Origin of the sequence: Enterobacter sp. RHBSTW-00593 (assembly GCF_013784105.1) — a bacterium.
GTDB lineage: Bacteria > Pseudomonadota > Gammaproteobacteria > Enterobacterales > Enterobacteriaceae > Enterobacter > Enterobacter ludwigii.
In genome coordinates, this window is the sequence record NZ_CP056393.1 from 3,762,638 (window position 1) to 3,781,004 (window position 18,367).

7 protein-coding genes are annotated in these 18,367 nt (G+C 59.5%); 6 read left to right on the forward strand and 1 reads right to left on the reverse strand.

The features are described from left to right. Positions 1-519 precede the first annotated feature (519 nt). The 5 genes from HV242_RS18035 (at position 520) to nudI (ending at position 17,148) form a co-directional block, all read left to right on the forward strand. A complete protein-coding gene (locus HV242_RS18035) occupies positions 520-11,694 on the forward strand; it encodes a BapA/Bap/LapF family large adhesin (protein WP_160890555.1) in 11,175 nt (3,724 codons plus the stop codon). A gap of 79 nt (positions 11,695-11,773) precedes the next feature. Beyond that, positions 11,774-13,177 carry a TolC family outer membrane protein gene (locus tag HV242_RS18040; protein WP_014171284.1) on the forward strand — a complete coding sequence of 468 codons (1,404 nt, stop codon included), beginning with the start codon at positions 11,774-11,776 and terminating at the stop codon, positions 13,175-13,177. Then, complete coding sequence (locus HV242_RS18045) at positions 13,174-15,372, forward strand: type I secretion system permease/ATPase (RefSeq protein ID WP_063858692.1); 2,199 nt, start codon at positions 13,174-13,176, stop codon at positions 15,370-15,372. Before HV242_RS18040 ends, HV242_RS18045 begins: the two co-directional genes overlap by 4 nt. Positions 15,373-15,382: 10 nt before the next feature. After that, positions 15,383-16,552 carry an HlyD family efflux transporter periplasmic adaptor subunit gene (locus HV242_RS18050; RefSeq protein ID WP_086462978.1) on the forward strand — a complete coding sequence of 390 codons (1,170 nt, stop codon included), beginning with the start codon at positions 15,383-15,385 and terminating at the stop codon, positions 16,550-16,552. Positions 16,553-16,722: 170 nt separating this feature from the next. Continuing rightward, positions 16,723-17,148 (forward strand): nucleoside triphosphatase NudI, encoded by a 426-nt coding sequence (gene nudI, locus HV242_RS18055; RefSeq protein WP_049023133.1) that lies wholly within the window; start codon positions 16,723-16,725, stop codon positions 17,146-17,148. Here the strand turns inward: nudI and HV242_RS18060 are convergent. After that, on the reverse strand, positions 17,120-17,878 hold the full coding sequence (locus HV242_RS18060) for an AraC family transcriptional regulator (protein WP_230941209.1): 759 nt from the start codon (positions 17,876-17,878) through the stop codon (positions 17,120-17,122). The two genes, nudI and HV242_RS18060, sit on opposite strands and share 29 nt — an antisense overlap. A gap of 69 nt (positions 17,879-17,947) precedes the next feature. Between HV242_RS18060 and HV242_RS18065 the strand changes: the two genes are divergently transcribed. Continuing rightward, positions 17,948-18,367 carry a hypothetical protein gene (locus HV242_RS18065; RefSeq protein WP_050737197.1) on the forward strand — a complete coding sequence of 140 codons (420 nt, stop codon included), beginning with the start codon at positions 17,948-17,950 and terminating at the stop codon, positions 18,365-18,367.

An 18,367-nucleotide genomic window follows, 5' to 3' on the forward strand; every position in this document is an offset into this window, starting at 1 on the left:
CCTAACTTAAACGCACATTAAGCCGGCATAAACAATAGCGTTTAACGCCATCCTATAAAAAGTCCCCTGCTAAATATTTATTCATGGTAAATGATAAAACACCGCAATTTACAAACAAATAAAAATACAATAAATACAACAAGTTATCTTTTTTAAATTATAATAGCCAGCTATGAATTAATGCCCCCTTCAACGCTTCACACAGTGTTTACAGATGCTTAATTTGCACATTCAGACTTTTCTGGCTATATCATTTTTATATCGTCAAAACCAATACCTCTATTAATTACAGGGTTTTATACAACACAAAAATACAAATACACGACATTCTCTCTCATGAGTAATTAGATTCGCTCTGATGTTGCCACTCTGGATTATGGCGGGCATCGTTCGCTCTAAAAAAAATAACGGTGAGTGCTGCGTAAATAACAGCAACTCCGCCGGGGGCGTGCTTTACCTTCCGCAGAGATGGCGCATCTTGCACGCCGTTCACGACAACTCTGCTGGAGTAATACCTAAATGAGCCAAATCTCTGTTATATCGAAACTCACTGGCGTGGAAACTACCACGGAAGGCACACAGGTTACGCTGAGCCATTCCTCTATCGTTGAGCTTCATGTAGAGCGAGCCGATGTCTCCCACTTCGCCCGCAGTGGTAACGATCTGGTGGTCACGCTGCACTCTGGCGAGGTCATTACCCTGAAGAATTTCTACGTCACCGACGCGGAGGGGGTGAGTCAACTGGTCCTGGAAGAGAGTGACGGTGCGCTGTGGTGGATTGAAGATCCTACCGGGGCTGCTACCTACGAATCTATCGCCTCCACGGACGTATTACTGGCGGCTTCAGGCGGTGATACCGGTGGCGCAGCCATCTGGCCATGGGTACTGGGCGGTCTTGCTGTCGCAGGCGGGATCGCTGTCGCGGCAAGCAGCGGCGGCGGAGGGGGTGGCGACGATGATGATGACAATACGAACCCCGGCACGCCGGGCAATCCTTCCGATCCGGATACCACACCGCCAAATGCGCCTTCCAACCTTCAATTCTCCTCAGATGGTAAAACTGTCACAGGTACTGCTGAACCCGGCAGTACGATTACGCTGAAAGACGCGGACGGCAATCTGGTCGGCACGGGTAAAACCGGTAGCGACGGCAAATTCACCATTGTTCTGGGCACACCGCTGACGAATGGCGAGCAACTTACCGCCACAGCAACCGACTCATCAGGCAATACCAGCCAGGCCGGCCATGTTACAGCACCGGATACCACCGCACCCGATGCGCCCGATATCGTAATTGTGAATGACGACGTTGGCGGAGAAACCGGACCGCTGACTAACGGTCAGCGTACCGATGATGCCCGCCCCACCTTCAGCGGCTTCGGCGAAGCAGGCAGTACCATCACCCTGTACGATAATGGTCAGCCAATTGGCACGACCAAGGTTGATGCCAGCGGAAACTGGACCTTTACCCCGGGTACAAATCTCGCTAACGGAAGCCATTCCATTACCACCACCGCGACCGACGCGGCAGGTAACACCAGCCCAGCCTCCGGCGCCGTGACCTTTGTGGTGGATACCGTCGCCCCCACAGCGCCGGCCATCACGCTCGTGTCAGACGATACCAATCCGGTCACCGGCTCGGTCAGTAACGGTGGTAGCACCAACGATCAGCGACCACAGCTTACCGGCACCGCGGAAGCCGGATCTACGGTCACCATTTATGACGGCGGGATCGCGATTGGCACCGCTGTCGTTGCCAGCAACGGCACCTGGACGTTTACCCCTTCGATCAATCTCAGCGAAAGCACGCATCAGCTCACCGTCCGGGCAACCGACGCCGCCGGTAACACCGGACCGGCTTCCCCGGTGTTCACCGTTACCATCGATCTCACCGCACCAACTGCGCCAACCGCCATCGTGCTGAACGATGACACGGGTGCCATCAAAGGCGCAATTACCTCCGGCCTGTTCACTGATGCCGCTAAACCTGTTCTTGCAGGGAGAGGAGAGCCCGGTGGGACAATTACGATTTTCGATAACGGCGTGCCCATTGCGACCGTTAAAGTTCAGCCCAACGGCACCTGGAGCATCACACCGGACAAACCGCTTTCGGAGGGGGCTCACTCAATAACGGTGCAGGTCACCGACGCTGCCGGGAATCAGAGTGGGTTGTCGCAGCCAATCAACTTCATTGTCGATACCACGCCGCCGGAAACGCCCGACATCACGCTTAATCCGGCAGGCACGCAGATTACCGGCACTGCCGAGCCAAACAGCAGCATTGTCATCACCAGCAGCGACGGCACCATAATTGGGCGGACGACAACGGACGGCAACGGCAACTTCGTTGCCACGTTAACGCCGGCGCAAACTAACGGCCAGCAGATCTCCGTGGTGGCGTCTGATGCTGCTGGTAACCAGAGCACACCTGCGACCGTCACGGCTACGGACACAACCCCTCCTGTCGCCCCCGGAAACCTTCAGGTGGCAGATAACGGCCAGAGCGTCAGCGGCACGGCGGAGCCAGGCAGCACCGTCACCATTAAAGATCCTAACGGCGCGGTCATCGGTGAAACCACCGCCAACAGCGATGGCACCTTTACGGCGGTTATTAGTCCTGCACAGACCAACGGTGAAGTGCTGACGGTCGTGTCAACCGACGGCAGCGGTAACGCCAGCCTGCCCGCTACAGCCGATGCACCAGATACTACGGCGCCACTGGCTCCGGATAACGTTGTTGTCTCAGATGACGGTACCAAAGTGACAGGTACCGCAGAGCCAGGCAGCACCGTGACCATCCGTGAAAATGGCGTCACGGTTGGTGAGGCGAAAGCCAATGACGACGGCAGCTTCACCGTCACGCTGACCCCACCAAAAGCCAACGGTGAAACCCTGACCGCAGATGCCACCGATCCCGCCGGCAATACCGGGCCAACAACCCCTGCCATTGCGCCGGATATTACCGCCGCGCAAACGCCGGTTATCGTTTCAGTGGACGATGATGCCTCTGCCACTACAGGCCCTGTCGCCCAGAACGGGCTCACTAATGACCGAACGCCAACCATAAACGGAACGGGCGAGCCTGGCACAACCATCACGCTCTCCAGCGGCGGCACGGTCATCGGCACGGTACTCGTTCCGGCATCTGGCGTATGGAGTATCACGCCATCCTCGCCACTTGCTGATGGCGGCCACGTGCTGACCGCAACGGCAGTTGACGCCGCCGGTAACCCAAGCGGGCCATCAAATGCCTGGAGTATCACTGTTGACGGTACCGCACCCGAAGTACCGGTAATTTCGCAAGTGGTGGACGATGTTCAGGGAAGCACAGGCGCGCTCACCGCAGGTGCCATCACGAACGATCCAACCCCGACACTCAACGGCACTGCCGAACCGGGCTCAACGGTCACCATTCGTCTGGACGGTGTTGATATCGGCACCGCGCTGGTCGGTAGCGGCGGCGCGTGGACATTTACGCCAGGCACACCGATTGGTAACGGTGAGCATACCCTGACCGCCGTCACCACCGACGCGGCAGGTAACATCAGCCTGCCGTCAGGCGGCTTCACCTTTACGGTCGATATCACCCCGCCACCGGCGGCGACCATCACAACCGTAACCGACGACGTCGGTGACGTTCAGGGCCCGCTCACCAGCGGCGACACCACGGATGACACGCAACCGTTGCTGCAGGGCAGCGCGCCGGCGGGTACGGTTATTACGCTTTATGATGGCAATACCCTGCTCGGTACCGCCACACTCGACGGTACCGGCGGCTGGAGCTTCACCCCTACCACCCCGCTCACCAACGGCTCGCACTCTCTGACGGTTCATGCGACCGATACCGCCGGGAATACGACCGTCTCCAGCCCGTTTGTGCTGGTGGTCGATACCGTGGCACCCGCCACGCCGGAGACGCCAGAAATCACCGTGAACCCTGACGGCGGCACAACAGAAACCCCGCTGAACCCGGGAGAGACCACCCGCGATACCACGCCGACGCTGAGCGGCACCGGCAATCCGGGCGATACCGTGACTATCTACAACGGCACAGACAAAATTGGTGACGCCGAGGTGGACAGCAACGGTAACTGGACATGGACACCGGATACCCCACTGGCCAACGGTACCTACGACATCACCCTGACCGTCACCAACAAGGACGGCGCGGGCAACGAAAGCGCCCCGTCCCAGCCGGTGACCATCACCATTGACACCGACCCGCCAGCTACGCCAGCAGCACCGGTGATTACGGACAGCGTCAGCCAGATAACCGGACCGGTTGCCGACGGGGAAACCACGAACGATCCGCGTCCGGTCCTGAGCGGCACCGGCACGGCGAACGATGTGGTTATTATTTATGACAGCATTAATGGTCAGCCTGCCACCGAAGTGGGTCGCGTCACCGTAGACAGCAACGGCAACTGGAGCTGGCGCCCTGACGCCAGCATTGATGAGGGAAGCCACGAATTTACCGCCACCGCCACCGACGAAGCCGGTAACGTTTCGGCGGCGTCACCGGGGATCACTATCACCGTTGATACCGTGGCACCTGATACGCCTGTCATTAGCGCCGTTGGCGGTAAGCCAGACGGTGGTGTTACCACGGATACGACCCCCGGTGTGGGCGGTACCGGCCCTGCGGGCGAAACGGTCATCGTTTATAACAATGGCGTTGAACTAGGACGCGTCGAAATCGGCAGCAATGGCGAGTGGTCTCTCGATCTTCCGACCCAGACTGATGGCCCACTCAACATCACCGTTGCGGCAGTCGATGCTGCAGGTAACGTCAGCGGCCTCAGCCCGGTCTTCACCGTCACCGTTGATACCACTGCGCCAGAAATCCCGCTGATTAACGCGGTGTCTGACAGCCAGCTCACAAGCAATGTGCTTTATACCCGTGATGGCACGCCGACCCTCACGGGCACCGGCGAACCGGGTACCACCGTTATCGTCTCTGTGGACGGTACAGCATCCACGGTGCCGGTAACGGTACAGCCGGACGGCAACTGGAGCTGGACCGCCGACAGCACGCTGGCGGAAGGCCCGCATACCTTCACCGTCTCCGCGGTCGATCCGGCTGGCAATACGTCCGGTAGCTCTGCACCGCTTAGCGTTAACGTCGATACTCTGGATCCGGCTGCTCCCGCGGTTACTGGCATAGCCGCTCAAGGTACTCCATTGACCGGCACCGCCGAAGCGGGAGCTACCATCACTGTAACCGATAACAATGGTAATGTTCTCGGTACAGGCGTAGCCACCGGTGGCACCTTCTCCATCGCGCTCAGCCCAGCCCAAACGGATGGCGCTGTGCTGACGGTGACCGCGACCGATGCCGCGGGCAACCTCAGTCCTGAGGCATCCTACACCGTCACCGGTACGCTGCCGAATCTTCCGGATGTGCCCATCATTACGGCGATTAATGATGATGAAACGCCTGTCACCGGCGACGTGAAAGACAAAACCACCAACGACATTACCCCGACACTCGTGGGTACGGCCGAAGCGGGCAGCATTATCACCATCTACCAGGACGGCATCGCGGTTCCGCTGATCAACGTGATTGCTGATGCGGACGGTAACTGGAGCTATACCCCACTGATTGCGCTGGGTGAAGGGCTGCACACCTTTGAAGTGACCGCGACGGTCGGGCTCTCGACCAGCGGCCGCTCGCCGGTTGCAACCGTCACCGTTGACCTCACCGCACCGGACACGCCAACCATTGGCTCAGTGATTGATGATGTCGGCCCTGGCACTGGTCAACTCACCAACGGGCAGACCACCAACGACAACCAGCCTACCCTTACCGGCTCCGGCACGGTGGGCGATACCATCTCCGTTTACAGCAACGGAAACCTGCTGGGTACCGCACTGGTCGGCAATACGGGGACCTGGGTCTTCACACCGCCTGCGCTGGCGGAGGGCAATAACGTTCTGACCATCCGCGAGACCGATCCCGCGGGCAATGAAAGTGGTCTGTCGACAGGCTTCACCATCGTCGTTGATACGGTTTCCACCACGCCAGCGATCACCAACGTAACGGATAATGTGGGCAATGCTGCCACCACGATTGTGAGCGGCGATCCGACTAATGACGCGACGCCAACCCTTTCGGGGACGGCGGAAGCGAACAGCGTGGTGAAAATTTTCGACGGCGGTACCCAGATTGCCGTGGTCACGGCTGACGGCACCGGTGCCTGGACGTTCACTCCTGACACCGCGCTCGGCGAAGGGCCTCACGCCTTCACCGTTACCGCCACCGACCCACAGGGCAACGTCAGCCAGGTGTCTAACGGCTGGAACGTCGTGGTTGACCTGACGGCGCCAACGGTTCCAACGCTGGATACGGTTAACGACAATGCCCCTGGCGGCGTGACCGGCAACCTCACCAGCGGGCAAGTCACCAACGACACCACCCCGACGATCGGCGGCACCGGACAACCGGGCAGTACAATCCATATCATGAATAACGGTACGCAAATTGGCCTTGCGACCGTCGACGGAAGTGGTAACTGGACCTTTACCCCGAGCACGCCGCTGGGCGACGGCAACTATCTCCTTCGCGCCTACGCTACCGATGCGACAGGCAATGCGTCAGCAAACTCGTCGGTCTTTGCCTTTACCGTGGATGCAGCAGGCCCTGCTGCGCCACTGGTCAGCAGTGTGATTGACGACGTCGGCCCGGTCACCGGTACGCTCACTACCGGCAACAGCACCAACGACGCGCGTCCGACCTTCAACGGTACGGGCGAAGTGGGTGCCACAGTGCATATCATTGTGGATGGCAACGAGATTGGCACCGCGGTGGTTAATGCTCAGGGGAACTGGACCTACACGCCTGACACCGCCCTGAGTGACGGGCCTCATGCCATCACCTTCAATGCCACCGATGCGGCTGGCAACACCGGCAGCACGACGGCACCGTTTAACCTGACAGTGGATACGGCACCACCGGCGGCACCGGCCATCACGACCGCGGGAGACAACGCAGGCAGCGTACAGACGCCGCTGACTTCCGGGCAAAGTACCGACGACACCACGCCAACGTTGACGGGCACCGCGGCAGCCAACGCCACGGTGACCATCTATGAGAACGGACAGCCGGTCGGCACCGCGCTGGCGGATGGCACCGGAGCATGGAGCTTTACGCCGTCATCAGCGCTGAGCAATGGCAGTCATACCTGGACCGCGACCGCGACCGACGCGGCGGGGAACGTCAGCCCGGCGTCGCCTGGCTTTACGCTGGTTGTTGATACCAGCGCACCCAATGCGCCGGTTATCAGCCAGGCCGTTGACGATGCGGGCAGCATCACCGGCCCGCTCAGTTCAGGGCAGACGACCGACGACACCGTGCCGCGGCTTGTCGGGACCAGTGAGCCGTTTGCGACTGTGAATATCTACGAAGGCACAACGCTTGTCGGAACGGGCACCGCGGATGCCAGTGGCAACTGGAGTATCTTGCTCACGACCACCTTAGCCACGGGCGCGCACAGCTTCACCGCGCAGGCCACGGATGCAGCGGGTAATACCAGCGTTTCGTCAGCGGCCTTTAGCCTGACTATCGACACGACGCCGCCAGCCCTGCCGGTGCTGAGCAGCATTGTGGATGATGTGGGCAATGCGGCTACGCCGATTGCCAATGGCGGATTGACTAACGACGCGCAGCCTACCCTCACGGGTACGGCGGAAGCGGGCGCCACGGTGAAAATTTTCGATAACGGCGTCCAGATTGGTAGCGCGGTCGCGACAGGCGGGGCATGGAGCTTTACCCCTTCTCCGGCGCTGAGCAACGGGTCACACAGCCTGACCTTTACCGCCACCGATGCCGCGGGCAATACCAGCGCCCCGACCACCGCCTATGTGATCAACGTGGATGCCGCCGCGCCAGCTGCGCCGGTCATCAGTGCGGTTGTCGATGATGTCGGCAGCATCACCGGACCGGTAACCGGCAATAACCCGACTAATGACGCGCGTCCAGCGCTGAACGGGACCGCCGAAGCCAACGCGACGGTGCGCATCTATGACGGCACGACGCTTGTCGGCACGGTCACCGCCGATGCGAACGGCAACTGGACGCTACCGCAAACCACCACCACACTGACGGAAGGCACGCATAACTTCACCGCCACCGCCACCGATGCCGCGGGCAACACCAGTACGCCATCGGCCACCACCACCATTACCGTGGATCTGACTGCACCGAACGTGCCGGCAAGCCTTGCCGTGATCACCAACGGTACGCACGTCACCGGGACCGCCGAAGCGGGTAGCACCGTTACCATCACCACCAGTACCGGAACAGTACTCGGTACCGCGACGGCTGACGGCAGCGGAAACTTTAACGCGACAATCACGCCGGCCCAAACCAACGGTGAATCACTGCTGGTCTATGCCACCGATAAGGCGGGTAACGCAGGTGTCAGCACGTCGGTGATTGCCCCTGCGACGCCGGTGCCGAACGCACCGCTTATCACCACCATCAACGATAACGTCGGCACCGTCACCGGTAACCTGACCAACGGTAAAACCACTGACGACACCACGCCAACCCTGAGTGGTACAGCCCTGCCAGGCACCACCGTCACGCTGTATAACAACGGCGTGTCGATGGGAACGGCAGTGGCAGATAGTTCAGGCAACTGGACCTTCACCACCCCGGCGTTAAGCGAAGGCTCTCACGCCTTTACCGCCACGGCGACGAACAGTTCGGGCACCAGCCCGGTCTCTTCCGCCACCAGCGTGATTGTCGATCTGACGGCACCAACGGCCCCAACCGGAACCTTTAACGCTGACGGTAGCGTATTGACCGGTAACGCGGAGGCAGGCAGCACCGTCTCTATCCGTCTTGGCGATGGCAGCACGGTGACCACAATCGCGGGCAGCAACGGCACCTACAGCTATACCTTCCTCAATAAACAGACGGAAGGTCAGACGCTGCAGATCACCGCCACCGATGCCGCAGGTAATACGTCGCAGCCCGGCTCAGCCCTCGCACCGGTCGTCCCGCTCTCCGCCAGCAATAACGTCGAAGAGCTGGATATCAGCACCACGGCCACCGTCACCAACAGCCAGTACAGTGATTATGGCTTCCTGCTGGTGGGTGCCGTAGGCAACGTCCTCACGTTGCTGGGTAATGATACTGCCCAGGTGGACTTCACGGTGGGCAGCGGCGGCAATGCGGATATTGTGGTGAACGCCAATGCCACGGGTGCGGTGCTCTCCCTGCTCAATACCCTTGAGCTGGTGGTACAGCGCTGGGACAGCGTCAACGGTACCTGGACTACCGTGGTGGATACCGGACAACCCCAGTTTGCCGATCTGCTGACCCTCGGGGCTACCGGCGTATCGCTAAACCTGACCGGGCTGGCGAACGGCGACTACCGGGTGCTGAGCTATAACACTAACCTGCTGGCGACCGGCTCCTACACCAGCCTCGATGTGGCGGTGAAAGAAACCAGCGCCGGTACCGTGACGGGCGACACCAGCCTGAACGGTAACGTAATTCTCGACGCCGACCCGACCGCGGGCAGCGACAACGCCCCGGCAGGCACCACGGTCTCTGCTGTCACCAACGCGCTGGGTGTCACCACCAGCGTGAACGCCGACGGCACGGTTGTTCAGGGCCAGTACGGTACGCTGACCATTAACCGCGATGGCAGCTACACCTACAACCTGACCGACACCAGCGCCTCGGTCGTAGGCCGGACAGAGAGCTTCACCTACACCATCACCCATAACGGCGTCAGCGCGTCGGCGAACCTGGTACTGTCGCTGGGTGCCGGTACTACCGCTAACGGTATTGTGGCGGTAGATGACACGGCCTCGCTGACCTTTGACACCTCGGTCCATGAAATCAATAACGGCACCTCGTCGCAGGGCGGCTTTACCGTGGTGGGGATCAATCTCGGCAACACGCTGGGGCTGAACCTGCTGGACGATCTGAGCAATCCGATCATCTATAACGTGGAGGAAGGTACCACCCGCACCATGACCATTCAGGCTTCCGTGGGCGGTGTGGCGCTGGCGTCGGTATTCGACCTGTATGTCTACAAGTTCAATAACGCGACGCAGACCTTCGAGCAGATGCGCGTCGAACCGGGCTGGCTGCGTGCGCCGTTGCTGGGCGGTACCTCGTCTCAGCTGACGCTGAACCTGCCTGCCGGGGAGTACCTCTTCCTGCTGAATACGGCTGCAGGGATCACCGCCCTGACCGCCTACACGCTGAACGTGCTGGAAGATCATGTCTACAGCGTGTCGAGCGTGGGCGAGACCACCACCGGAGATGTGCTGGATAACGATGTCGCAACCGGCGCGGTGGTATCAGAAGTGAACGGCGTGGCGGTGAACAGCAGCGGCCTGACCGACATCCAGGGGGAATACGGCACGCTGAGCATCAATGCGTCCGGACAGTACACCTACACCCTGAAAGCCGGTGTGGGTGCTGACGCGATCAGTACGCCGGATACGTTCGTCTATACCATCACCGCACCAAATGGGGCGAAGGATACGGCATCGCTCAACATCACCCCAACCGCGCGGGCGATGGATGCGGTCAACGATGTCAGTACCGCGATGGACGTCACCTCAGTGCATCACACGACGACCTACTCGGATACCACCGTCGGGACGGCCAGCTGGACAACCGCGCTGCTGTCATCAACCCAGGGCAGCGGGAGCGGAACCTTCGTGGTGGATCCGAACACCGCGCTGCATAACGTGTCGCTGCACTTTAACGTGGCATCGCTGCTGGCATTGGGCGGCCTGACGGTGAACTGGTCAATCAGTGACGGTTCGAATGTTGTTCGCAGCGGCTCCTTCAGCGGCGGTTCGCTGTTGGGCGGCAATATCGACATCGCGCTCTCCGGGCTGGATCTGAATGCCGGAACCTATACGCTGAGCTATACCGGTAGCGTACCGGGGCTCAGCGTGGGGAACATTACCATTACCCCAAGCGTGAACGGCACCACCTACTCGCTGACCCAGTTCGACTCTACCAGCGGCCACACCGTTGACGGCAACATCTTCGATGGCACCGACTCTGCCGGGGCGATGGATCAGTTGCACTCAGTGGATACCCGCCTCAGCGTGACCGGCTACAACGGCGTGACCACCACGCTGGATCCGTACACCGGCAGCGCAACGGTCAACGTCGTCGGCCATTACGGCACGCTGGCAATTGCTGCGGACGGCCACTACACCTACACCCTCAACACCGGGGTGTCGCTCTCAACCATCACCTCGAAGGAGACCTTCAACTACACCCTGACAGATGCCGACGGGAAAACAGACAGTGCCACGCTGACCATCAATATGGCGCCGCAGTTCATCAGCTCGGAACATAACGACGTCATTACCGGCACCGCCTACGGCGACACCCTGATTTACCAGGTGCTGAACGCCACCGCAGGCAACGCCACCGCGGGCAACGTCAGCAGCACTGCCGGCGATCACTGGACCAACTTCTCGCTCACGCAGGGGGACAAAATCGATATCGGCGATCTGCTGGTGGGCTGGAACGGGAGCAGCTCAACGCTCGGTAATTATCTGCATGTTACTAATAGTAATGGCAATACCGTGATCTCCATCGACCGTGATGGTTCAGGGAGCACCTACACTAATACGACGCTCGTGACGCTGGATAACGTCCAGACCACCTACGACGAGTTAGTGAACCAGCAACACATCGTTACCTGATAGCACCTGCACAAATGACCCGGGCGCACAGCGCCCGGGCATAAACAATAAAGCAGTACATTTTTATTAGGGATAAGACATGGGAATGAAGATGCCTTACTGGTGGCTCTCGTGCTGCCTGATATCTGTGCCCGCCCTCTCCGCGACGCCGGCGGCGATGATCAATACCGGACAACTCCGTGAAACGCAGGAACTCCCCTCTCTGAATGGCCGCGTGGCGCCTGTCGTCGGCAAGGCTGCCCCCGGCACGCTGCAGCTTGGCGAAGCCGTCAACCGCGCCGTCACCTGGCACCCGGCCATCAGTGAAGCCGTGGGGAAACTCTACCAACAAAGCGAAGAGGTGGACGTCGCCAAATCGAAATACTATCCGCAAATTAATGCCGGCATGGATAACGGTTATACCCATGATGGCGACGATAATGGCTTTACTCCGTCGCTGGTGCTCTCCCTCTCACAAATGCTGTACGACTTTGGCAAGGTGGCAAGCCAGGTGCGTGCAGAAAGTGCCGGCGTCGCCCAGCAGCAGGCCAACGTGCTGGTCAGCATCGACACTATCGCTCACGATACCGCCATCGCGATGGTGCAGGTGCAAACCTGGCAGCAAATGGTCGACACCGCCAAAGAGCAGCTTGAGGCGCTCTCCTCGATTGGTACCCTCACCCGCCAGCGTAATGACGAAGGCGCCACCTCACTCTCTGACGTGGTGCAGACCGATGCACGTATCGAAGGCGCGCGCGCCCAGTTGATGCAGTACCAGGCCAGCCTCGACAGCGCCCGTGCTACTTTGATGAGCTTCCTTGGCTGGAACACCCTCAACACGATCAGCAACGATTTTCCACAAAAGCTGGCCCGCAGCTGCGACATTGCCGAGCCGGACGATCGCCTGGTCCCGGCAGTATTAGCCGCCTGGGCGCAGGCTAACGTTGCCCAGGCCAATCTCGACTACGCCGACGCCCAGATGACACCGACCGTCTCGCTGGAGCCGGAGGTGCGCCACTACCTGAACGAACGCTATGCGGGTAACGAAACGCGGGATCGCACCCAATACTCTGCATGGGTGAAAGTGCAGATGCCGCTCTATCAGGGCGGCGGCCTCACCGCCCGGCGTAATGCCGCAGGCCACGCGGTAGAAGCCGCACAGTCCACCATTCAGCGTACCCGCCTCGAGGTACGCCAGAAGCTGCTGGAGTCGCGCAGCCAGGTATTAAGCCTGCTGAGCACGCTGCAGATTCAGGGCCGTCAGGAGGCGCTCAGCGCCCGCACCCGTGAACTCTATCAGCAGCAATATCTGGATCTGGGTTCTCGCCCGCTGCTCGATGTGCTTAACGCCGAGCAGGAGGTCTATCAGGCGCGTTTTACCCAGCAGCAGACCCTCGGACAGTTGCACCAGCTGCAGCTCAACTGCCTCTATAACACCGGGCAATTGCGTCACGCGTTCGATCTTGATAACCGCACCATCCAGACCGTGGAGATCCAGCCATGAAGCAACGCGATATCCCGCAAGGTGAGACCATGACGGATGAGGCCCTGGCGCAGTGGGCGCAGGCCTTTGGTTTTGTCGCCACGCGCTACCGCGTCGCCTGCTCCCCCGGTGCGCTGCTCGCGGGCGCGCCGTGGCTAAAAGGCAAACCGATGGTGCCCGCACTGACTCAGCTGGCCCGTGAAGCAGGGCTGTCGTTTCAGCTGCTGACGGCGGATCAGCAGGCGATCAACAGCTGGCGTCTGCCGGTCGTGGCGGCAATGAACGACGGCAGGATCGGCGTGATCGAACATTTCGATGGCCACGATACGCTGGAGGTCAGCTTTTTCGACGATCAGACCTACACCAACCGGCTTTCGATGACCGCCATGCTGCCCGCCATCCGCCACGTCATTGCCCTGCGCCCACTGGCCGCGCTGAAAGACAGCCGCGTGGATGCCTATATTTCGAAATACCGTCCGGACTGGCTTTACCGGCTGGTGATGCGCGACTTGCGCCCCTACAGCTGGGTAATGCTCGCCGCGCTGTTCATTAACGTCCTGTCCCTGTCGGGGATTGTCTTTTCCATGCAGGTGTATGACCGGGTGATCCCCGCGCAGTCCTACCCGACGCTGTATGTCCTGACCATCGGCGTGCTGATCGCCACCCTGTTTGGCTTTGTGCTACGCGTGGCACGCGGGCACATTATGGATCTGCTGGGCAAACGCTCCGATCTGCGCGTATCGGATCGGGTCTTCGGTCACGCCCTGCGGCTGCGCAACAGCGCCATTCCTCGCTCGACCGGCAGCTTTATCTCCCAGCTACGCGAGCTGGAGCAGATCCGCGAGATGGTCACCTCCTCCACCATCTCCACAATTGTCGATCTGCCCTTCTTTTTCCTGTTCGTGGTGGTGCTGGCGATCATCGCTCCCCAACTGGCGTGGATCGCACCGGTCGCCGCGGTGATCATGGTCCTGCCCGGTCTGCTGCTGCAGAAAAAGCTGGCAGAGCTGGCGAAGCAGTCGGCGCATGAATCCACCCTGCGCAACGCCGTGCTGGTGGAGAGCGTGCAGGGGCTGGAGGACATAAAGCTGATGCAGGCGGAAAACCGCTTTTTGCAGCAGTGGAACAGCTACATCCAGATCACCGCTGAATCTGGCCTGCGCACCCGTGAACTGACCCAGAATCTGATCAGCTGGGGAATGACGATTCAGAGCCTGGTCTATGCCGGGGTGATCGTGGTCGGTGCGCCGATGGTGATCGACGGCACGCTGACGACCGGTTCGGTGGTCGCCGCCTCGATGCTGGCCTCACGCATGATCGCTCCGATGGCTACCCTGTGCGGCGTGCTGGCGCGCTGGCAGCAGGTCAAAGCGGCGAAAGAGGGACTGGACAGCATTATGCAGCTCCCCACAGAAAACCAGCGTGAGGAGACGCCGATCCGCCAGGACGTACTGCGCGGTCACTATCTTTTCGAGCAGGCACAGTTCCGCTATCACCCGGAAGATCCGCGCATGGCCCTGCGCATTAACCGTCTGGAGATTAAGCCAGGTGAAAAAGTGGCGATCCTCGGGCGTAACGGCGCCGGAAAATCGACCCTGCTGCAGGCGATGGCGGGCGGAATGGATCTCGCCGGCGGTGAATTGCGGCTCGATAACTTCAGCCTCCCGCACCTCGATGTCGCCGATGTCCGGCGTAACGTCGGCTTTATGACCCAGAACGCCCGGCTCTTTTACGGCACCCTGCGCGAAAACATCACCCTCGGCATGCCGCGCGCCACCGATGAGGAGATTTTCGAGGTGCTGGAGTTAACCGGCGCTGCGGGCTTTGTGCAGAAACTGCCGAAGGGTTTGGACTACCCAATTATGGAGAACGGCGTGGGGTTATCCGGCGGCCAGCGGCAATCCATTCTGCTGGCGCGCATGCTGCTTCGCGACCCCAATATTGTGCTGATGGATGAACCGACTGCGTCGCTCGATGAGCACACCGAGCGGGAATTTATCCAGCGTCTGAGCGCCTGGCTTGGCAACCGCACCCTGATTGTCGCCACGCATCGCGTGCCGGTGCTGGAACTGGTGGAGCGCGTCGTGGTGCTCAAAGAGGGAATGCTGGTGATGGACGCGCCGAAAGCACAGGCACTGAACAACAGCCGCATGCAGCAGCAACAGCAGCAGGCAGCAACCGGACGGGAGTGGAAAAATGAAAATCAGTCAGCGTGACGTCGCCGCAATGGACGACCTGGACAATGCGCTCGACTCCGAAAGCGGCTACACCGGTGCGCGGCGGATTGTTATCTTCTCTTTACTGATGTTCGTGGTACTTGGCGTCTGGGCGTGGTTTGGCGTGCTGGATGAAGTCTCAACCGGCACGGGCAAAGTGATCCCCAGTTCGCGCGAGCAGGTTTTACAGTCGCTCGACGGGGGGATCCTCACCGAGCTGAACGTCCATGAGGGTGACCAGGTGCAGGCCGGACAAGTGCTGGCGCGACTCGATCCCACGCGTTCAGAATCTAACGTTGGTGAAAGCGCGGCGCGCTACCGTGCCTCGCTGGCCTCCAGCGTGCGACTGTACGCCGAGGTAAACGATCTGCCACTGAAATTTCCCCCTTCGCTGGCGAAGTGGACCGATCTGACCGCTGCCGAAACCCGGCTCTATAATTCACGCCGTGCGCAGCTGGAAGATACCCAGCGGGAGCTGCGTGCGGCATTGGATCTTGCGAATAAGGAGCTGGCGATCACTCAGCGTCTGGTGAAAACCGGCGCCGCCAGCCACGTGGAGGTACTGCGCCTGCAGCGGCAGAAAAGCGATCTGGAGCTGAAACTCACCGACGTGCGATCCCAGTACTATGTTCAGGCCCGCGAGGCGTTATCCAAGGCCAACGCTGAAGTGGATATGGTCTCGGCGATCCTCAAAGGCCGCGAGGATTCAGTGACCCGCTTAACGGTGAAATCTCCGGTGCGCGGGATCGTGAAAAACATCAAAGTCACCACCATCGGTGGCGTCATCCCGCCTAACGGCGAGCTGATGGAGATTGTACCGGTGGACGATCACCTGCTGATCGAAACCCGCCTCTCCCCGCGCGATATCGCCTTTATCCATCCGAATCAGGAAGCGCTGGTAAAAATCACCGCCTACGATTACGCCATTTATGGCGGGCTGCACGGCGTGGTTGAAACCATTTCGCCGGACACCATTCAGGACGAAGCCAAGCCGGAGGTGTTCTATTACCGGGTATTTATCCGCACCAGCCAGGATTACCTGGTGAATAAAGCAGGCAGGCACTTCTCAATCGTGCCGGGGATGATTGCGACGGTGGACATTAAAACCGGTGAGAAAACGGTGCTGGATTACATGATCAAGCCGTTCAACCGGGCGAAAGAGGCGCTGCGAGAGCGCTAATCACTGGCTGTTTGTTTCTCCGGCCCTCTCTCGTGGAAGAGGGCCGGAGTCATGGCATCCATAACCCGCAACAATACCGCTTAAGCCAGCGGCGAAAGTCTGACCTCGTTTACCTTTTCCCTTTCCGCCTTCTGTTAAAATAGCCCAAACTCATTTTTCAGGAAGAAACCATGCGTCAACGAACTATTGTCTGCCCCATCATTCAGAACGACGGGGCGTATCTGCTGTGCAAAATGGCCGATGACCGCGGCGTATTTCCCGGCCAGTGGGCATTATCGGGCGGCGGGATGGAGCCGGGAGAAACCATGGAGCAGGCGCTGCGCCGTGAAATTCGCGAAGAGCTGGGCGACGCGCTGGAGATCACGGAGGTCAAACCCTGGGCGTTTCGCGATGACATTCGGGTGAAAACCTATGCCGATGGCACCACGGAAGAGATTTATATGATTTACCTGATTTTCGACTGCATCAGCACAAATCGGCAGGTAACGTTTAACGACGAGTTTCAGGAGGTTGCCTGGGTCCGCCCTGAAGCACTTAAAGCACTGGATCTGAACGAAGCCACGCGCATTACCTTCGCACAGAAGGGGCTTCTTTAAGCGCCCACTGCCCGGGCGTTTTGCCGGTAAAGGCTCTGAAAACCTCAATAAACGCGCTGATACTGTTGTAGCCGCACGACAGCGCGATCCAGCCAACCGGTTTACCTGCTGCCAGCCACTCCATTGCCCGCATTACGCGGGCAAGTTGCCGCCAGTTAACAACGTTCATTCCCGTTTCCGCGCTAAACCGACGGTGGAATGTCCGCACGCTCATTCCCGCAAGGGAGGCATAGTGCTCAACCGTCTGGTTGTCGTCCACACGTAGCATCAGATGGCTGGCTACCTTCTTTAATCGGGGATCGGCTGGCATGGGCAGCAGATAGCGCACCTGACGGCCCCGCGCCAGTTCATCCAGCAGCAGGGTGAGCTTTCGCGTATCGTACCCGCTTCCTTCAGCGTTTAAGCGTGAAAACAACGCGCTGGTGAGCTCGTCGGGTTCGAAAAGCGTCGTTTCACCGGGCAGCGCTTCACACCCTGCGGGATCCAGATAGATCGCATGACCGTCAATCGCACTTCCGGAAAAGGCAGCATGCTCCTGACCAGGCGGGATCCAGCCGATATGTTGCGCCGGTACAACCGAACGCCCAGACGCTGTTTCGACAACCAGCAGACCCGTCGTAATCCGCCAGAGCTGACCGGCCTGATGGCTATGCCACGGCGTATGGTATCCACCTGGATGCAAAAGTGTCTCAAAGCTGACCACGTTATTTGGCCGAAAATCGGTATTCATTGGCTTATTACAGAAACTACGTCTCTGTCTGTCAAGGATAATGGCGGCTCAACGCAACGAGGAGTCATCATGAACATCATCACCCGCCTGCTTACCCAGTCTGACAATGCTATTTTGCGTGAGGAAATGTCCCGTTTGCTGACCGGCCTGTTTAAAGGCGAGATTGATCCGAAAGACGTTTTTTCGCCAGCGTATCAGCAGATCACGGACGGTCATTTGCTTGATTATTCTGGCTTTATTCAGCACCTGGAGCACGTGCGTTCGCAGATCCGCGATATCGCCTTCCGCGTGGAACAGATAGGGTGTCATGACACACTGCTGGCTGACCGGCATATCGTGACCGTCACGTATCCCGAAGGCCATCAGGCTGAAATAGAGGTTTATATGTTTGCCACGCTATGCGCAGGAAAAATCTGCCGGATCCACGAAGTCACGCGAGTAGCCAACGGTGAAGCTTCTGCTCGCGCGCTGGCCCATGCAACGGGCTAA